This window comes from Bacterioplanoides sp. (assembly GCF_965219715.1).
Classification (GTDB): Bacteria; Pseudomonadota; Gammaproteobacteria; order Pseudomonadales; family Oceanobacteraceae; genus Bacterioplanoides.
The window spans coordinates 2,597,265-2,614,338 of sequence record NZ_OZ244785.1 but is presented as its reverse complement, the minus strand read 5'-3'; the positions used below and the strand labels follow the sequence as shown (position 1 = coordinate 2,614,338).

Here is a 17,074-nt window from a genome sequence, read left to right as displayed (position 1 = left end):
TATTTCTTCAGGTTTTACCGCAGAACTTTGATATTAATCGATGGTGATAATAATTTTTCCTACGGCCCGGGCACTTTCACTGCGTTTAATGGCATTGTTGGCCTGGGCTAATGGATATACGGAATCCAGCGTTACCTGAATTTTTCCCGCATCAATCAGTGCGCGAATGGCGGTTAAGTCGTCGGCGTTAGGTTGCACCCACATGCGGCTGAAATGAACGCCGGAGTTATCGATGGTTGGCTGATCGGTTTCATCCAACGTCGATACAACAAAACCGCCTTTTTTCGTCATCGCCAGAGCACGCTCTACAGCATGGCCACCCGTGGTGGTGATAAATACCACATCCGGTTCAGAAACCACGTCATCAAATTGCTGTTGCTGATAATTAATAACCTGGTCGGCACCTAAACGTTTTACGTAATCCATATTCCGTTCAGAGGTGGTGGCGATCACCCTGGCGCCCATGGCTTTAGCGATCTGAATGGCAAATCCACCAACACCACCCGAGCCTCCGAGAATAAGTACCGTTTGACCAGGTTTCAGCTGGGCATCATTTTTTAATCCCTGGTAGGCCGTTGTTGCGGCCAGGGGGACGGCGGCACTTTCATTCACCGATAGTGTTTTTGGCTTTGCGACAACCAGATTGGCATCGACCGCCAGGTATTGCGCCTGTGTGCCTTGTTGGTCAATTGGTGCAAATACAAACACCGGATCACCGTTATTAAATTGTTGTACCTGGCTGCCACAACGGACGATCTCTCCGGCAGCGTCCCAGCCTAATACCAGTGGCAGCTGGTGGGCTCCTGAATCTGCCATCATGCCGTTACGTACGTGAAAATCCACCGGGTTTACCCCGGCCGCCGCTACTTTAATCAGTACCTGATCCGGTTTGATTTGAGGTATAGCTAAGTGGCCAATGGTCAGCTCGGTGTCGCTGCCGTAGCTGTTAATAAATGCGGCCTTCATTTCAGTGTTATCAGTCATTGTGGTTGTCATGAGTTTCCATCCTTAAAGTAGGTCTTGGCTAAGTGATGGAGCTAGTGTCGATGATACTGATAGATACATCTAATTGATGTTTGATATAAAAAGCATTGATAAATATGATGTATTAAAAATACTGATACCGCTTTCTGATATGTCGAGAACCGACCTCAACCTGATTGTTATCTTTGATGCCATCATGAAAGAACAATCCATCACCGCTGCTGCTGAGCAACTGGCGATGACCCAGCCTTCCGTTTCCAATGCTTTGTCGCGTATGCGTCATCAGTGGCGTGATCCGCTTTTTGTAAAAGACGGCAGGGGAGTAAAACCAACACCCTACGCTGAGCAATTATGGCAACAGATTAATAATCCGATTGCCGAGATTCAGCAGGCGATGGCGCCAGTGGAATTTGTACCACAACAGGCGCGCCGTCAGTTTCGTATTGCCTTGACTGATGGCATGTCGGGCATCTTATGGTTACCGCTGCGACAATATATTGAGCGGCACGCGCCCGGTATTGATATTTATGCTGTGCCTTATAAGGCTGACGGGGAGGAGTTGCTATTAACTGCTAACGTTGATTTGGTGATGGATTATTATCCGGGGCGTAATAAACAGATTCACAGCGAACTGGTTTTTGATAACCACTTTGCTTGTATTATGCGGCCGGATCATGAACTGGCGAGCCAGAATCTGACGTTAAATCGTTTTATTCAGCAGGACCATTTATTGGTGTCTTTATCCGGCGATCCCCAGGGCATGATGGACAGTCTGTTAGCGAAGCAAAATAAACAACGCCGTATTGCGATGACGGTTAACAGTTTTTCCGGAGCACTGGAAATTCTACGGGAGAGTAACCTGATAGCGGTGATGCCGTATTCAATTGCCTGTAAATCTATTGAACGCGGTGAATTGGTCGCGAAAGCATTACCTTTACCTATGGCTCCGGCACCGATTTCTATTGCCTGGCATACTCGTCATCAGCGAGATCCGGGACTGGCCTGGTTACGGGATGTGTTGCGTGAGCTGTTGAGCAATTTGGATAAAGGTTATCGGCAAGGGTTGGAGCGTTTATAGCCGTATTTATTTTTATCGACATTAAACGCCCTCCCACTTTGAGTGAGAGGGCGATTCGATTATTCGGCTAAACAGTCTGTTAAGCGAGCTTCATCCAGCATTTTGTAACGATCGTATTCTTTCAGGAAAGGGATATGTGGTAAGTCATTCACCAGAATACCAACACCTTGCTGGTGGAACTGATTGGCTTCCACATCGTACGACAGCGGGTTACCTAACTTAATAGCCACTGCCTGTAACTTCATTAAATCCTGGCCCAGGCGATAGGTTTTACCTGCGCTTTCACAGCGGTAATACAGGCTGTGTAAGGCACCAAAACCTAATGATTCCACTAAGTGTTTGGTCATTGGCAGATAGACATTGTGGTAACGCTCAAACTCATCGATATCCAGCAGTGCGGTATTAACCGCTTCTGTCATAGCAAAGGCATCACTGCTGTCAGTGGCATTTAGTTCCGACAGAATCTGTTGTGCCTGAGTTTGTAATTCATCTGAAAATACATCCGCCGCAGCCATCGGGTAATCAAAACCCAGGTTATCTTCCATCGGTACAAAATCGTTAGCGATGATCATAACGCCTTTCTTTACGTGTGGAATTGCACGGGCGTCGAAGGTCGCAGCTACCGGTAATAACAGCGTTTCGGTGGTGATCAGCTTGCGGAATAAAGCATCGGTAGCGCCGTCGGTTTGTTCAGCGTATTGGTGTTTGCGTTCTCTATACAGCTCGATGGCATCTTTTAAGTGTTTTTCGAAGCCATCAACACAGCCGGTGAGTAATAAAGTGGCGCATAATAGTAATGATTTGCAGTGTTTTAACATCGTACTCGTAAGTCCCTGATACGTGTCTGTGACAGACGTTATTTTAATGAGGTGGTGAGAGCGGGGAGTATAAGGGAATTATGGTGTGGAAGCAGTGTTATAAAGCGGACAAATCAGGGCTAATTAAAATAGCTTATTTGATAATTGTTATATGGTTTTTCAGTCGTTTATTTATCTGGGTACGTATTTTATAAAAAATTAAGAAATATTATTTATCGTGTTGTAATTAACAATGCCGATTAATCTGAACCACATTCCTGCAGCTTCAAATTAACCGGCGTGATCAACACGGTTGTATCAGTGCTATCCGGATTTACGGAGCCTTACGTGGCAGTTCATCCGACTGATACATGGATATCTGATGGTTGTCCGGGTCGGCAATTTCAGCAGACCATCCGCCCGGTGCATGGCTAACCGGAGTAACAATGGTGACGCCCTTTTCCGCCAGCGCGCTTACCGTATCATCAATGCCACCTTCTGGAAGGTCAAAAACGATGATAGGGGAGTTGCCAGGCCGCGATTCCTGCTGGAAAAACAGCAGCTCAATGTCATTCCCGGTTTTTGCTAAGAGCCAGTCGTTGCCGCTGCCGTCATCTTCCATTCTCTGCACATCCAGTCCAAGCGCATCACGGTAGAACGCCTCAGTCTTATCCACATCGTTGACGTAGTAGCAAATGGCGCCGATTTTACTGTTATTAAACATTCCTTAGTTCCTCTTTGTTGGTTGTTACTCCCTTACGTTGCCGCGAGAGGTCGTTTTGTGAGCTTACAACAAAAAGATGTCCATCTGGATCGTGGCTGGCCAGTATTGCATTGCTGGAACGGGCCATTTGGAGCAATGCTTGCCTTATTTGTCCGAAGGCCAGCTCGCCTTTTAAGTTCGAAAGCCCGGTAACGTGTTTGCCATCGAACTGGCGCCAGCGGCGCTTAATCTGGGCAATACGTTGTCGTAAGGCTGTGTCTGATATGCGTAATAGCCAGGCAATCTCTGCCTTGGTATGCCCGGCTAACGCCAGCAGGGCAGCGCTACGAAGGCTGGGGGGCAGAGTCTGAATAAACTCAGAGGCTGGTTCTTCCCGGTCGGCTTGTGGCTGCTCTGTCGATTCTTCGGGGGGAGTGAGGGTGGAAGACGCTTCGCGCTTTTGTCGCCTTACGGCTGACCGTGCATCGAATGCTGCGCGCTTTCTTAAGGCACCGAAAAGCCAGCGGCGATTGTCAGTGCAGGACAGATCGGTGCGACCGGCCTCAACCGCTGCCAGTAATATGGCCTGCAGCAGGTCTTCTGCTTCATCAATATGGCGGGCGACTTTGCGGGCGTAGAGGAGCAGTTTGGTGTATGACGGGTTGTGATTCTGTCTCATAGTGGCTTCGTGCACCTGTGATTTGGTGATGAGCGATTGGCTGGTTATGAATTTTTATGAACAAAGTACATATAGCCATAGATACCACCAATAATTGAAAAAATCATGTAGTACAACCAAGCCCTGGCTATCATATATTCGAAATTTACAGGGTAATTTGTAGCGGCTACAAAAAATGCCAAGACGGACATCGCACCTAAGCTGGCACCAAGTAGAGATAAGCTAATGGCTGATAGCTCTTTGCCATAGAATCTAAATATCGGATAGCAAACCACTGATATAAAGATCCCCACTATGAGCAGGCCTACCAGCCATACTTGAGGTGTCTCTGAAGACCAAAATAAACCAAATTTGGTCCATGCATAAATCAACCATATAAGAACACCAAGTGTTCCATTGATTAATGTTGCAATGCTTAGATGCTTCAAGTTATTCGTAGGCGTCACCTGGATTTACTTGCTAGGCGAGGGTTTCGCTTTGACCCTGAAGCTTAGACAAGACAGAGCCGTCCTTTTTCCGGTGAGCATGGAATCTCGTACCGCACTCTGAACAATTAGGCATAGCTGAGGCTCCATATGGCTTACCAATTTTTATAGGAGTATTTTCTCGGCAATCTGGACATTCAATGTAGATAAGCTCTAAGTCTTCTGGTGCAGTTTTAGGAATAACTTTATTTTTATTATTTGTGCTTTTTGACGAAGAGTTTTGAGAAGGTGCGATTGCTTTAACTTGGGACTGTAAGTCTGCAATCGCATCAATTAACTCGTTTTCAACTTCTTTCTCATTGGTTCCGTTACCACCGGCTAATTGACTAGCAAGATCCTCTACTTTTTGTGCAGTTTCCAGCAGCTCTTGAGATTCTACGCGCTGGTTTAATACAACATGAATTTCATTAACTGAGGCATACATGATTCGCGCAGCTTGACTTATCATTTCAAGTGCTACCGACTCTGACAATGTTCCAGTTCGTGCATCGTGAACTGCTTTACTTATTTGTCCAGAAACTGTCACTAACTGTCGTGCGATAGCTGAAAGTTGTGGGCTTAGCATTTCAGCTGCTGTATCTTTTGAAGTAAGGCTAACAGTCGCATATGACAGCAAGGCTCCTCCGAACGCAGATAGCGCATTTCCAATTACAAGAGTCAAGCTCTCACCTTGGTTTGCACTACTAAGGTACACACCGGCGAAAATCATAAGGATCGATGAGAGGATTTCTATTGGCTTTTCATTTGCTATTCTGCGAAGTTTCAATTTATTTCCTTATTATGATGTTGATGTGAGGTAAGATGCGCCTAACGCCGCATTTAGCGGCTTGTCCGCTGCAATGCTTTGTTATAAGTTACCTTATTATATCTTGATTGCTGAGCTTTGGAGCCAACCGCTTAAATATAGAGTTTTCAGTGTACGGCAAATACTCTGTATGCCTAGAATAAATAAATCCATTTTTCAATGCTTTATCCGATAAATAGTTCATAATTTGGCTTTCAACCATTATACCAAAACACTTATTTTTCGACCCCGCACTAAACCGATCTAACCTAGCTTTCACATAATTGTTTGAGACACCTCTATGGATTGCTGTCGCTGCGGATTGTGAGTCAGGATAAAGCATATTTGTTTTAGGTAGTAAATCAGTGATGTTCACCGCCACCAACCCATGAACTTTGCTTGATTTTTCTGAGCTAATTCTTTTCAAAACTTGTTTGTTAGCTTTTTTTACATTCTTCTCTATCTGGGCTTCAGACTTAACTCGCTTGCACTCAACAAAAAGCATTCCATCATCAACCAAATCAACTACAACATCACAAATTCCATTGAGAGTTACGGAGTAACCTGCTTGAATAAACCTACTAGCAATAGATAACTCGAAGAGAAAGTCTCTCGCTTGGTCGTTGTCAGTATTCCCTCTGAACTCTTGCCCTGAAGTTATTTTTTTAACCTGATCAAGAAACTCCGATACTTCAATATTGCTTAGACAGTTTTTAATTCTAATTATTTCATTTACTTCAATATATGCATTATCAAAGGACCTCTTAAAGCCAAGAAGGTCATCTTCAACTATTTTTCCTTCTGCTAGGTCAATAAACTTTTGAAAAAATCTCTTATAAATACCATATCTGTTTTTGGAATATTCAAATCCTAACCCACTAAACCAATTACAGACTTCGTCGTACATCAAAATAAGATTATCAAAATCGTGCTCATAGTATGTAGTGGTCATAGTTCCCTCTGAGACTTATAACAGCTTATTCGTGTGCGTGCCTGATATCTTGGCGAGAGTAATTTAAGCTTTCGGTAGTAACTAACTGATTTCATTCTGAAACCTTCCTTAGCAAGATCATTCCCTTCCAGAAAAGTGTGTATGCACACTTTTCGGCTACAACTTGTTGATTCTATTGGTGTTTAAATTATCACCAACAGATAGGGCGGGCAAGTGCCAAAGCGGATTATGAACGCGTATTCAATTGCTGTGGCTAGGTCATAAGACACAAAAAAGCCGCTGAAAACCGGAATTTCACTTCAGGTTATCAGCGGCTTTTTAACTTCAGGTTGAGTGTTATTAAGCCTGCTTAGCCGCTGCTCGCTCAGCTCTCAGCTTCTCAACCAAACCATTTGCCTGTTTACAGGCCAAACCATACACAGACAGCTGCGGGTTAGCACCAATACTGGTTGGGAAGGCGGAGCCATCAAACACCCACAGGTTATCCAGGTAGTGGTATTTACCTTCGGAGTTGACCACACAGGTTTCCAGGTCTTCACCCATACACAAACCACCCATCACGTGGGCAGAGCCTGCGGTAAAGGCGTTAAGGCGGAATTCCAGTTTCGGAATACCTTCTTTGGCTTCTTCCCAGCTGGTGAACCACGGAGAATCCAGGTGAGAAGCACGAACTGCTTTTGCACCGGCAGCAAACTCAATTTCAGCCATTTTCAGGAAGGCGCGTTGGAAGCCGTCCCATAAATAATCGTTCACTTCGTAATTAACCACTGGCGAACCGTCGGAAGCCAGTTCAATTTCACCACCCTGGCTTTCTTCGTTAAAGCCATCACGCAGCAGCGCAATCATGGAGTGGGTATTCGGCAGGTCCTGCATATCCTCGAAGTGACGTGCACCGTGGCCCAGCATTAACACAGAAGCCAGGCCCGGCTGCAGTGGTGGTACTTCTAATTTATAGCCTACCGGGCCATCAACGGTTTCCCACTGATATTCGTCGGAATAAATTGACTGTGGTGCGCCATAATACGGATCAATGGTTTTATCGAACTTCGCGAAGTTAAACGCTACCGGATGCAGGAAGGTACGTTTGCCCACACGGTTTTTCGGATCCGGTGCGTCTGAACGCATTAATAGTGCCGGGCCGTTAATACCGCCACAGGCCATAATTACGTGTGGCGCGCGAGCAACTAATTTAGAACCAGTCGGGTTTTTATCGTTACCCAGTGCAGTAATTTCCACACCAGCAACTTTTTTACCATCGAACAATAATTTTTCAGCGCGGGCGGAATACACCAGTTCTGATTTATTTTTTAATGCACCGGGAATGGTGGTGACCAGCATGGACTGTTTAGCATTAGTTGGACAACCGGTACCGCAATAACCCAGGTTCCAGCAGCCTGCGACGTTACGTGGAATCACTTTCCAGTCGACGCCCAGCTTGGTGGCGCCTTCGCTTAATACGGCGTTATTCGGGTTTGGCGGAACCTGCCAGTCGGCCACGTTTAAACGTTTTTCCATTCGCTCAAACCAGGGTGCCATTTCTTCCGGGCTGAAACCTTCCGTGCCGAATTGTTCGCCCCAGTAGGTCAGGGTTTCATCAGGAGTACGGAAAGAGGAAGTCCAGTTAATTACCGTGGTGCCACCCACGCAGCGGCCCTGCAGAATCGACATGGCGCCGTCTTTACTCATACGACCAGCGCTTTCCTGATACAGGTCGCGGTAGGCTTCACGCTCGTCCATTTTAAAATCGTTGGTGGAGCGCAGCGGGCCTTCTTCCAGCATTAAAACTTTAAAGCCAGCTTCAGCCAGGATTTCTGCACTGGTGCCACCACCGGCACCGGTACCAATAATAATAACGTCGGCTTCTAACAGGCTGCCGTCTTTTAAGTCGGCAGCGTCGTGTACTTTCCAGCCGTCGGCAATCCCTTCCAGCATAGGATCACTAATGCCTGCGACCATTGGAATTGGAGGTGTTCTTTCAGTCATCTTGCTTATCTCTGTAATTCTTTTATGAACAGCTTCTTCGCAGCGTTAGCTCACGCAACTGGCATTGGAATTTTCTTAGGCGGCCCCGGATAACCAGACATCGGGAATGACTCCGGCTGCGAGTACCAGCACATGCAAACGATTTTGCATAACGAGGCATAACCCATGTTTTTAATGCCCATCATGCTGTTTTTCCAGGCATCGAGGAAAGATTCAATATCTTCCGCAGACGCGTCTTGCCAGCCACCGACCGGAGCACCAACCACTAAACGCAGCGGAGCAGAACTCATAATGGTAAACAGCTGTGCCAGCTGAGCTTTGGAATATTCGCCCAGGGTATTAATCAAAGCATCGACGGCTTTCACCAGGCGTACATTGGCTTCTTCCTGGCTGAGCGAAGCCGGAAAACTTTTATTTAAAATTACCGGAGCAATGGCCTGAATAAATTCGGCATCGTCTTTGGTGAGAAAGGTTAATCCCAGGTCGTTATCCGGTTGGCGTGAACAACCCGTCATCAGTGCCACACTGGAGCCGGCCGATAATGCGGCGGCGCTGAGTTTCATAAAACCACGGCGTGAAACGTTTGGTGTCATTATTATTGCCTTTACAAGCAGTTTTTATCTGAACGCAGCAGACACTGTCTGCTGCATAAAAAATTAACGAACAAATATTTTATAAATCATTTTTTGTATGGCGGTGCCATACGGTGGGTAAATAAATTTCCCACTGTTGTACTTGCCTTTTTTATGTACCGCTTTGGCTTTCGACAACGCGATAAAACCTTCTTTGCCATGATAATGGCCCATTCCGGAAGGGCCCACACCACCAAATGGCATATCGTCCTGGGCGATATGCATCAGTGTATCGTTGATGGATACACCGCCAGCGTGGGTATGGCTGAGGATTTTTTCCTGAATGGTTTGGTCGTAACTGAACAGGTACAGCGCTAACGGACGATCGCGATCATTAATATAATCAATCGCTTCATCCAGCGACTTGTAGGTCACGATTGGCAGAATCGGGCCGAACAGTTCTTCCTGCAGCACCTTCATATTGTCGGTACCATTTTCGACGATGTGCAGCGGCATCTTGCGGGTATCGGAAAACGTTTCGTTTTTCGGATTGACCACGGTAATTCTGGCGCCTTTTTCTTCGGCATCTTTTACCCAGGCCTGTAACCGTTCGTGCTGGCGTTCATTCACAATGGCGGTGTAATCGTCATTGTCACGCACGCTTGGGTACATCTGGGCAAATTTGGCCTGGTAAGTATCGATAAATTCCTGTTGTTTACCTTCCGGCAGCAGGATGTAGTCCGGCGCAATACAGGTCTGGCCGGCATTGAGCGACTTACCAAAAGCAATGCGTTCAACCGCATCCTGCATATTCATGTCTGGGGCAATAATGGTGGGAGATTTACCACCCAGCTCCAGCGTTACCGGCGTCAGATTTTTCGCTGCCGCGGCCATCACGATTTTGCCAACGGCGGTGGAGCCGGTAAAAATCAGATGATCCCAGGCCTGTTCGGAAAAAGCCGATGAAACCTCTACTTCACCTTCAATCAGTGCTACCTGAGTTTCGTCGAACACCTCAGCCAGCATGGCTTTTAGCGCGACGTTGATTTTTGGGGTGAATTCCGACATTTTGATCATGGCGCGGTTGCCCGCTGCCAACGCTGTCATTAACGGAATCAATGCCAGCTGAATCGGGTAATTCCACGGCACCATAATGCCGATCACGCCCAGTGGCTGGTAAATCAGTTGGTTAGACGACGGTGCGTGTAACATGCCAACGTGGCGTTTTTCCGGCTTCATCCAGTTGCGGATGCGCGCCTTAGCGTATTTGATGCTCTCGATAGTGGTTAAGATCTCCGCAACTTTGGTTTCGTCGCGGGAACGACAGCTGAAATCGGCATTTACGGCTTCTGCCAGGTTGTCCTGATGTTTCAACAGGGCCATACGCAACTGATCCAGCTGCTCAATGCGGCGTTCGGCACTGGGCATTGGATCCTTACGAAAAGCCTGCTTTTGCTGGCGGAATAAGGTGTGTAAACGTTCCAGTTCGGCGTGTGCCTCGTGGATATCAGTAACTGTAGCAACCATATCGAGCTCCCTGGCTAGCGCATTTTTTATTGTCTTTGGTCTAACATTGAGCATTGCAGTTTGCATTATTAGAGTTATTACTCTAAAACGTCAACAGGCAAACGTGCTTCTGGCCGTATAAGAAGGTAAATTGGCCGAATCAAACGCCCTGGTAGCGGCAAATGACCGGTAGACAGCTCTGTCTGGCCGGAAGCCACATCAAAGCGTGATATAGTCGCCCGCCGTCTTTAACCCGGTTACCGCTGCAGTGGTAAAGGGCTGCGACAGACGGTGAAGATCCTGATCAATGAGAGTGTGAATGAGTACAAAACAGCGAATTCTGGATACCGCCCTGAGCATGTTTAACGAGCAGGGCGAACGTTCGGTTACCACCAATCATATCGCTGCGCGGCTGGAAATCTCGCCGGGGAATCTCTACTACCACTTTAAAAATAAGCAGGCGATTATCTTCGAGTTGTTTCTGGCCTATGAACAACGGGTGTCTGAGAATCTGCAGGTACCTGAAGATCGTCAGCTGACCACCACCGATAAGCTGAACTACCTGAAAGATGTGTTTACCGGGCTGTGGGAATACCGTTTTATCCACCGTGATATGGAGCATTTGCTGAGCTCGGATGAAGCGTTGCGTGCGCGTTATCGTGATTTCTTTAAAGTGTGCCAGCAGCAGGTGCGTAAGATTTATCGCGGTCTGGGTGCGGCCGGTATGATTACCGTCAGCGAAGATGATGTTGATGCACTGGCGCTTAACACCTGGATTCTGGTGACTTCCTGGTTTTCTTTCCTGCGTTGCAATTTATTAACAGAAAGTCAGGACGAGATTTCGCAGCAGATGTTATGGGGCGGAATTTATCAGGTGTTCACGCTGGAGCGGCCTTACCTGACCGACGAATACCGTGAGCAAATTGAAGAGTTACAGCAGCAGCTTTCGCCAAAACCAGATTGGCTTTCTTAACAGCTAACTACATTGTCATAACTTTGTTAAAAGTAAGCTCGATATGCTCATTTATGAGTTATAAACTCCGCGATCTCGCTTACTTTTGCCGCGTTCTGACTGCTTCGTTAACGCTGTTACCTTATTGCCAATCAGCTGGCATTTGCACTGATGGCAAAATAAAACAACGCCCAACCAATCAGCAATACCATCACAATCCAGTTAATCAAGGTGCCGTAATAACGCCCTGGATGCGTTTTTCCCTGGGATTTAGTGAAGCCATAAGCGTGAAAAACGCGGCTGAATAAATAGCTCAAACCACACAGGTGCAGAAACCAGGCTGATGCGCCGTTTAGTTCGGCAACCAATAACAGCAGTAATGTGGGAACGGCGGTTTCCACTGCGTTCGCCTGAGCCCGCATGGCAACGGTAATGGCTTTTTCGCCACCATCGACCAAAGCAATTTTTAATTTCAGACGTTGCTGTACCACTTTATAAGCCAGTATCAACAATAGCAGTGCAGTCAGAGCAATATAAAAACCACTGATTGGAATCATATGTATTTCCTCAGAATGTTGAAAAACACCCGTGACAGTGAGTCGCTGACAAGGGGGAAACACAGGCTACTGGGAAACACAGTCGTTGGGTATGGCGGATTCAGCCAGAGGAAGGATTTGCCCGGAACAATCAATTAACCGGGACGTTACCAGGCACGACATATCGGATGGCTGTGCCTGGTGGCTCGTTAGATAAAACGAGCTGGATAAAACGGCGTCGGTGACCTTGTTTTATCAGCCGAAGCGCTGCTGCAGATAAGCGATGATATCGCCGGATTCATACATCCAGACATCGTCTTTACCGGCTTCAGAAATACGCAGGCAAGGCACTTTGATCTGGCCGCCTTGTTGTTCCAGCTCGGCACGTGCCTGAGCGTTGTTCATGGCATCACGTTTTTCGATGTTCAGGCCCAGCTTGTGGATAGCACGGCGGGTTTTGATGCAAAACGGGCAGGCAGTGAACTGGTACAGCGCCATATTACGCGTCTCTGCATCGACCTTCTCCTGTTGCTCAGCAGAGCGCTGCTGGCCTTTGCCACGGGTCACGACATCCACTGCTGCAATGCTATAGCCCAGAACATTGCGGATTACTTTTAACAACATAACAAGTTTACCGGCTGGTTATAAATCGGGCGGCATTGTACATGAGATTGGTGGTTTTCTCAGACTGTTAATGCCTTGGTCGTGTGACTTTGTGTTCAAAAATGCATATCACTGTTATCAATAAAGCCACTGCTATTCGATAGATTTGTTGTTATAGATAAGGTTCCCCGGTTTATTAAGGGCTGTTATGCCTGTTTCAGATTCGTTTATTGGTGTTGATGGTAAAAATCTGCGGTTGTGGCGCTGGCCTCATAAGCCTGGTCGTCCGACGTTGCACTGGGCACATGCCACAGGCTTCCATGCACGTTTATATCAGCCGTTGCTGGATGCCCTGAGCCAGCATGTGAATGTGATTGCCTGGGATGCCCGGGGTCATGGTGAAAGTCGCGATGTGGGCGATATCAGCCGCTTTAACAGCTGGAATATTTATTATCGCGATCTGGCGGCATTAATCGAACAGCAACCGGAGCCGGTGTGGCTGGCAGGCCATTCTTTTGGTGCCATGACCTCCATGGCGGCGGCGACGTTATTACGCGATAAAGTTGCCGGTGTGTTGCTGGTTGAACCTGTGATTGTTGATCGTAAAACTTCGCTGCTGGTTGCTACCGGAAAATTATTCGGCCAGACCCATCGGTTACCAATTGCCGCAGGTGCTGCGCGGCGACGCGAGCGGTTTGATACTCGTCAGCAGGCGCTGGATGTTTACCGCCGTAAAAGCAGCTTTAAAGGTTGGCAACCGGGCTGGTTGGATCATTACGTTGAACACGGTTTTGTTGACGAAGAGCAGGGAGTGACACTGGCGTGTCGCCCTGCCTGGGAGGCACGCAGCTTTAGTGTGATGGAACATCGGCCGATGAAATATGCGCGGATTTTTCCACAGGATAAACCGCTGCATATTCTGGTGGGCGAAAAAGATTCAACCTTCTGGCCAAAGGCACGGCTGCAATTGCAGCAGCATATCGGCCATGCCCAGGTTGATGCCTTTAATGGTACCAGTCACTTTTTACCGATGGAAAAACCCCAGCAGCTGCTGAACTGGATTGTTAACAAATTGCCGCTTCAGGACTGAGCCAGCTGTTGGCTCTGCCCTGAATAAGTCGCCGGTTCAGGGTTGCTGACCGGCCATTAACGCATCGGTAATTAATGCATTACCAATTTCTGTGCTGAACTCCTGCCACACCGGCTTCATGGCATTAATCCACTGCTGGCGTTGTTGCTCATTTAACGTTGCAACCTGAGTCACACCACTGCTGATAACCGCCTGGCGATTGTCAGAGTTCTGCTGTGCAGCAATCTGATTGCCGTACACAATTGCTTCTTCAATACATTGTTTTAAAACGCTGCGAATATCGTCCGGTAAACTGGCCCAGAATGTTGGAGAGCTGATCACCATATAATCGAGCACGCCGTGGTTGGTTTCTGTAATGTGTTTTTGCGCGCGGAAAAAATGGGACGAATAAATATTCGACCAGGTATTTTCCTGGCCATCAATTTTCCCCGATGATAGCAATGCGTACACCTGGGAAAATGGCTTTACTTCCGGAATGGCACCCACGGCCATAAACTGTTCTTTGAGTACCGGAGAATTCATCACCCGGTAGGTTTTTCCCTGCAGGTCCCGGGGCGTCGCAATTTTCTGATTGCCAGACATCTGCTTCATACCGTTGTGCAAATAACCCAGTCCGGTGATATTAAAGTCTTCCATGCTGCGCAGCAGTTGCTGTCCGGCCGGACTTTGTTGAAAGCGTTCTACCGCTGCCATATCGGGAAACAAAAACGGCAGATCAAACACCTGTAATTGAGCGGTGTACTTTCTAAGCTTTGATAGTGCCGGTGCCGCCAGCTCAAGCTTACCGCTGGCAATTGCCTCACCCACATTGCTGTCGAGATACATCAGCGAACGCGGATAAATTTTCACCTTAACCTTGCCGGGTAAACGTTGCTCTGCCAGCTCTTTAAATTTTAGCGCCATCAGGCCTTTGGGGGTTTTGCTGGCTACGGCATGGGAAAAACGAATGGTAATAGCCTGGTCGGCTGCCATCAGTTGGGAACTACTGAACAGAGTTAATAATAAAACAGCAGCCAGTTTTACGTGGCTAAAGCGAGCTGATTTAAATAAAGCGGGCTTCACGAGATTCTCCTTGGTTTTTAGAATTCTGCCGATATCTGTGTATCGATCAGATTCTGCTCAGCAACGCTTATGCCAGTACTGTTCATACTTTGGTCAGGCGTTGGTTTGATAAATGCTGGAGAAAATGGTGGCTGAAGTACCCGGCTTAAGTGCCTGGCGGAAATGGCATGGGAATAATTCCACTCATTATGGTTTTTTAATGAGTGGTATTATTCCCGTTTTGGCGCTGTCGTTTGAGGGCGTTTTCTCAGAAGCTGTTAGTGAAATGCGGCGGAATATAAGACCGAATCGTTACCGCGCGGCTGTACCACAAAGCGATACCAAACCTGTTTGCCGTTAAACACCGGGTTGTACCAATAGGCGCGATAGTCTGCGCTGCCATTGCCTTCATCCAGCATTTGTATCGATAAATCATAGCCGCTGTCATCCACTTGCAGGCCGTTTTGTTGTAATGGTTGCCAGTGGATTTTATCGGTACTGGTCTCAATGCTCAGCAATGGCTTATGCAATTGAATATGATCAGCGGGAACATCCTGCCAATCAAAGCTCCAGAAAGCCTCCTGATTGATTTCCGGCAGCTGGTAGGTCGGCTGAGTCAGAGTTTTCCGGATCGGGGTTGCAGCCAGCGTATGGGAATCAACAAACTGTTTAACCGGCAGATTAAATTGCCACTGCTGCGGTAGTTCCATCACCCGGTTTTTTTCTAATAAATCGGCAGATAATAATCCCAGGTGCTGGGTGACATAAGGTTGTGAATAACGCCCATAAATGGTGTGGCCGCCTTCGTAATACTGCACCTCATATTCTTCCGGAGTGGTGATATAACCGGTATAACCATTCGCCAGGCTGGTGACCATGACGTCGGGAACCGCTTCACCTTTTTCGGTATAACTTTGTTCTATCGCTGCCTGAATCCGGAAGCCGGTTTCTGCGGTCAATTCAAACGGCAGTGGGGCAATGGCCAGATCTCCAATCTGAATTAACTGGAATAAAATATCGCGCGGAAAGCTGTCTTTGGGTTCGAACAGCGGTTGTAGCCAGGCTCCACCCACCAACAGACGATTGCCATGACAACCCTCGGTATTAAACCAGCGGCTGCTGCCTTGTTTAAAACCGGGAATCCAGGCCAGTACCGGTGACTCGTGCTCATAAGGTCCGGCGGTGAGTGTGGTTCCGGCAGCGGCTTCATCACAGATGGCGGTGCCATTAATTTCCGGATTGTCACGGATATCCACATGGCGGGCTGCAACACGGATATCGGCTTTATCGCTGAGTTTGTTTTCCAGTTGGCGGAACAGTTGCCAACCTTCTTTTGCCAGAGCAGAGCCGACGTTTTTCGACCAGATATAACCGGATTGTTTTAACGGCATTGCCGGTGCCATATCTCCGTGGGTGCCTTCAAAACCACCCACGACAAGGTTATGGCTGTGTGGGTATTCGCGTTCAATCCTGTGTTTTAAATCGCCCTGAAAGTACGACCATAAATCGCCGTTAAACATCGGGTCCCAGCGCGGGATGGAAGTACCATGAATGGAGAAGCTCATAAACGCTCCCATTGGCTGATAACTGCCATCAGCGGTTAAGCCATCCAGGCGAACCATATACATATAAGGATTAATTTCGTGAAAAACCGCAGCGTTGGTTTGTTCAACATCCTGATGATTATGGTTATTGCTGAAAGGTTCGATTGAGCGATTACGGGTTAGCCCCCATACCGCTTTTTTACCGCTGGCCACTTTGGCCGGTACCCGGCTGGTATAGGCATCGATCAGCGCATCGGCCAGTTGTTGTGCAAGAAATTCAGCAAACTGCGGGTCGTAACCGTTTTTGTGTGAAGCGTGTTTATTATAAAACTCGGAACCCAGAAACTGACCCGGGCTTGAATGGGTATGGGTTGCGGTAATCGTTATATTACCTGCGTGTAAGCCGGTCGTTTCATTCACCAGTTCGGCGACCCGCGCTAATAAAATACGTGAGCCCGCCATCAGGTCGGTCTGGATCATGGCATAAGACTGGCCGTTGTTGCCTTGCATATAATACGCGCGGGCATATAAACGTGTGCGGAAACCTTCCCCCGTGGTTGACCACAATGCGTAGCCTGCTCGCGGGATGCCGGGTGGCGGTGTGATATCGCGAATACCAACTCCGGCAATAAATTGTTCGCCGCTGGCTTTTATCTGGTCGTTGGGTTGTTCAAAGGTAAATTGTTGCTTCTGACTGCAGGCGCTGAGCAGCAGTAACAAGGCAAGGGAAACTATTCTGGTGAGCATCGGATTATCCTTATGTTTATGCCGCATAGTGTGCACCA

Annotated in this window: 17 protein-coding genes; 3 read left to right on the top strand and 14 right to left on the bottom strand. The window is 47.6% G+C overall.

Features of this window, described 5'->3' with window-relative positions:
- Positions 1-33: 33 nt before the first annotated feature.
- Positions 34-996: an NADP-dependent oxidoreductase gene (locus tag ACOQOZ_RS12365; protein WP_420588476.1), complete on the bottom strand. Its 963-nt coding sequence runs from the start codon at positions 994-996 to the stop codon at positions 34-36.
- 139 nt (positions 997-1,135) lie between these two features.
- Here ACOQOZ_RS12365 and ACOQOZ_RS12360 point away from each other — a divergent pair, with 139 nt between their 5' ends.
- On the top strand, positions 1,136-2,062 hold the full coding sequence (locus tag ACOQOZ_RS12360) for a LysR family transcriptional regulator (RefSeq protein WP_420588475.1): 927 nt from the start codon (positions 1,136-1,138) through the stop codon (positions 2,060-2,062).
- Positions 2,063-2,121: 59 nt separating this feature from the next.
- Here the strand turns inward: ACOQOZ_RS12360 and ACOQOZ_RS12355 are convergent, their stop codons facing one another.
- The 9 genes from ACOQOZ_RS12355 to ACOQOZ_RS12315 form a co-directional block, all read right to left on the bottom strand.
- Positions 2,122-2,880, bottom strand: coding sequence for a hypothetical protein (locus ACOQOZ_RS12355; protein ID WP_420588474.1), 759 nt, complete (start codon positions 2,878-2,880; stop codon positions 2,122-2,124).
- A gap of 313 nt (positions 2,881-3,193) precedes the next feature.
- The gene (locus tag ACOQOZ_RS12350; protein WP_420588473.1) at positions 3,194-3,583 is read right to left on the bottom strand and encodes a VOC family protein; all 390 of its coding nucleotides are present in this window, start codon (positions 3,581-3,583) and stop codon (positions 3,194-3,196) included.
- A complete protein-coding gene (locus ACOQOZ_RS12345) occupies positions 3,576-4,241 on the bottom strand; it encodes an RNA polymerase sigma factor (RefSeq protein WP_420588472.1) in 666 nt (221 codons plus the stop codon). The genes ACOQOZ_RS12350 and ACOQOZ_RS12345 overlap by 8 nt, the downstream gene beginning before the upstream one ends.
- Before the next feature lie 44 nt (positions 4,242-4,285).
- Positions 4,286-4,687, bottom strand: a complete 402-nt coding sequence (locus ACOQOZ_RS12340; RefSeq protein WP_420588471.1) for a hypothetical protein — start codon at positions 4,685-4,687, stop codon at positions 4,286-4,288.
- Positions 4,688-4,700: 13 nt separating this feature from the next.
- Positions 4,701-5,492 (bottom strand): hypothetical protein, encoded by a 792-nt coding sequence (locus tag ACOQOZ_RS12335; protein ID WP_420588470.1) that lies wholly within the window; start codon positions 5,490-5,492, stop codon positions 4,701-4,703.
- A gap of 88 nt (positions 5,493-5,580) precedes the next feature.
- A complete protein-coding gene (locus ACOQOZ_RS12330) occupies positions 5,581-6,462 on the bottom strand; it encodes a hypothetical protein (protein ID WP_420588469.1) in 882 nt (293 codons plus the stop codon).
- Between the two features lie 339 nt (positions 6,463-6,801).
- Positions 6,802-8,445, bottom strand: a complete 1,644-nt coding sequence (locus tag ACOQOZ_RS12325; protein ID WP_420588468.1) for a GMC family oxidoreductase N-terminal domain-containing protein — start codon at positions 8,443-8,445, stop codon at positions 6,802-6,804.
- Positions 8,446-8,495: 50 nt separating this feature from the next.
- Entirely contained in the window at positions 8,496-9,038 is a 543-nt protein-coding gene (locus tag ACOQOZ_RS12320; RefSeq protein ID WP_420588467.1) for a hypothetical protein, read from the bottom strand.
- 63 nt (positions 9,039-9,101) lie between these two features.
- Positions 9,102-10,544 carry a coniferyl aldehyde dehydrogenase gene (locus ACOQOZ_RS12315; protein ID WP_420588466.1) on the bottom strand — a complete coding sequence of 481 codons (1,443 nt, stop codon included), beginning with the start codon at positions 10,542-10,544 and terminating at the stop codon, positions 9,102-9,104.
- Between the two features lie 298 nt (positions 10,545-10,842).
- On the opposite strand from ACOQOZ_RS12315, the gene ACOQOZ_RS12310 reads away from it, so the two are divergent.
- Entirely contained in the window at positions 10,843-11,496 is a 654-nt protein-coding gene (locus tag ACOQOZ_RS12310) for a TetR/AcrR family transcriptional regulator (protein ID WP_420588465.1), read from the top strand.
- Positions 11,497-11,627: 131 nt separating this feature from the next.
- Here the strand turns inward: ACOQOZ_RS12310 and ACOQOZ_RS12305 are convergent, their stop codons facing one another.
- Complete coding sequence (locus ACOQOZ_RS12305) at positions 11,628-12,032, bottom strand: MAPEG family protein (RefSeq protein WP_420588464.1); 405 nt, start codon at positions 12,030-12,032, stop codon at positions 11,628-11,630.
- A gap of 234 nt (positions 12,033-12,266) precedes the next feature.
- On the bottom strand, positions 12,267-12,635 hold the full coding sequence (locus ACOQOZ_RS12300; protein WP_420588463.1) for a glutaredoxin family protein: 369 nt from the start codon (positions 12,633-12,635) through the stop codon (positions 12,267-12,269).
- Positions 12,636-12,822: 187 nt separating this feature from the next.
- Here ACOQOZ_RS12300 and ACOQOZ_RS12295 point away from each other — a divergent pair, with 187 nt between their 5' ends.
- A complete protein-coding gene (locus tag ACOQOZ_RS12295) occupies positions 12,823-13,704 on the top strand; it encodes an alpha/beta hydrolase (protein WP_420588462.1) in 882 nt (293 codons plus the stop codon).
- A gap of 36 nt (positions 13,705-13,740) precedes the next feature.
- On the opposite strand, the gene ACOQOZ_RS12290 is transcribed toward ACOQOZ_RS12295, so the two are convergent.
- Both ACOQOZ_RS12290 and ACOQOZ_RS12285 read right to left on the bottom strand, forming a co-directional pair.
- Positions 13,741-14,766: a DctP family TRAP transporter solute-binding subunit gene (locus ACOQOZ_RS12290; RefSeq protein WP_420588461.1), complete on the bottom strand. Its 1,026-nt coding sequence runs from the start codon at positions 14,764-14,766 to the stop codon at positions 13,741-13,743.
- A gap of 257 nt (positions 14,767-15,023) precedes the next feature.
- Positions 15,024-17,036: a neutral/alkaline non-lysosomal ceramidase N-terminal domain-containing protein gene (locus ACOQOZ_RS12285; RefSeq protein ID WP_420588460.1), complete on the bottom strand. Its 2,013-nt coding sequence runs from the start codon at positions 17,034-17,036 to the stop codon at positions 15,024-15,026.
- Positions 17,037-17,074: the final 38 nt, after the last annotated feature.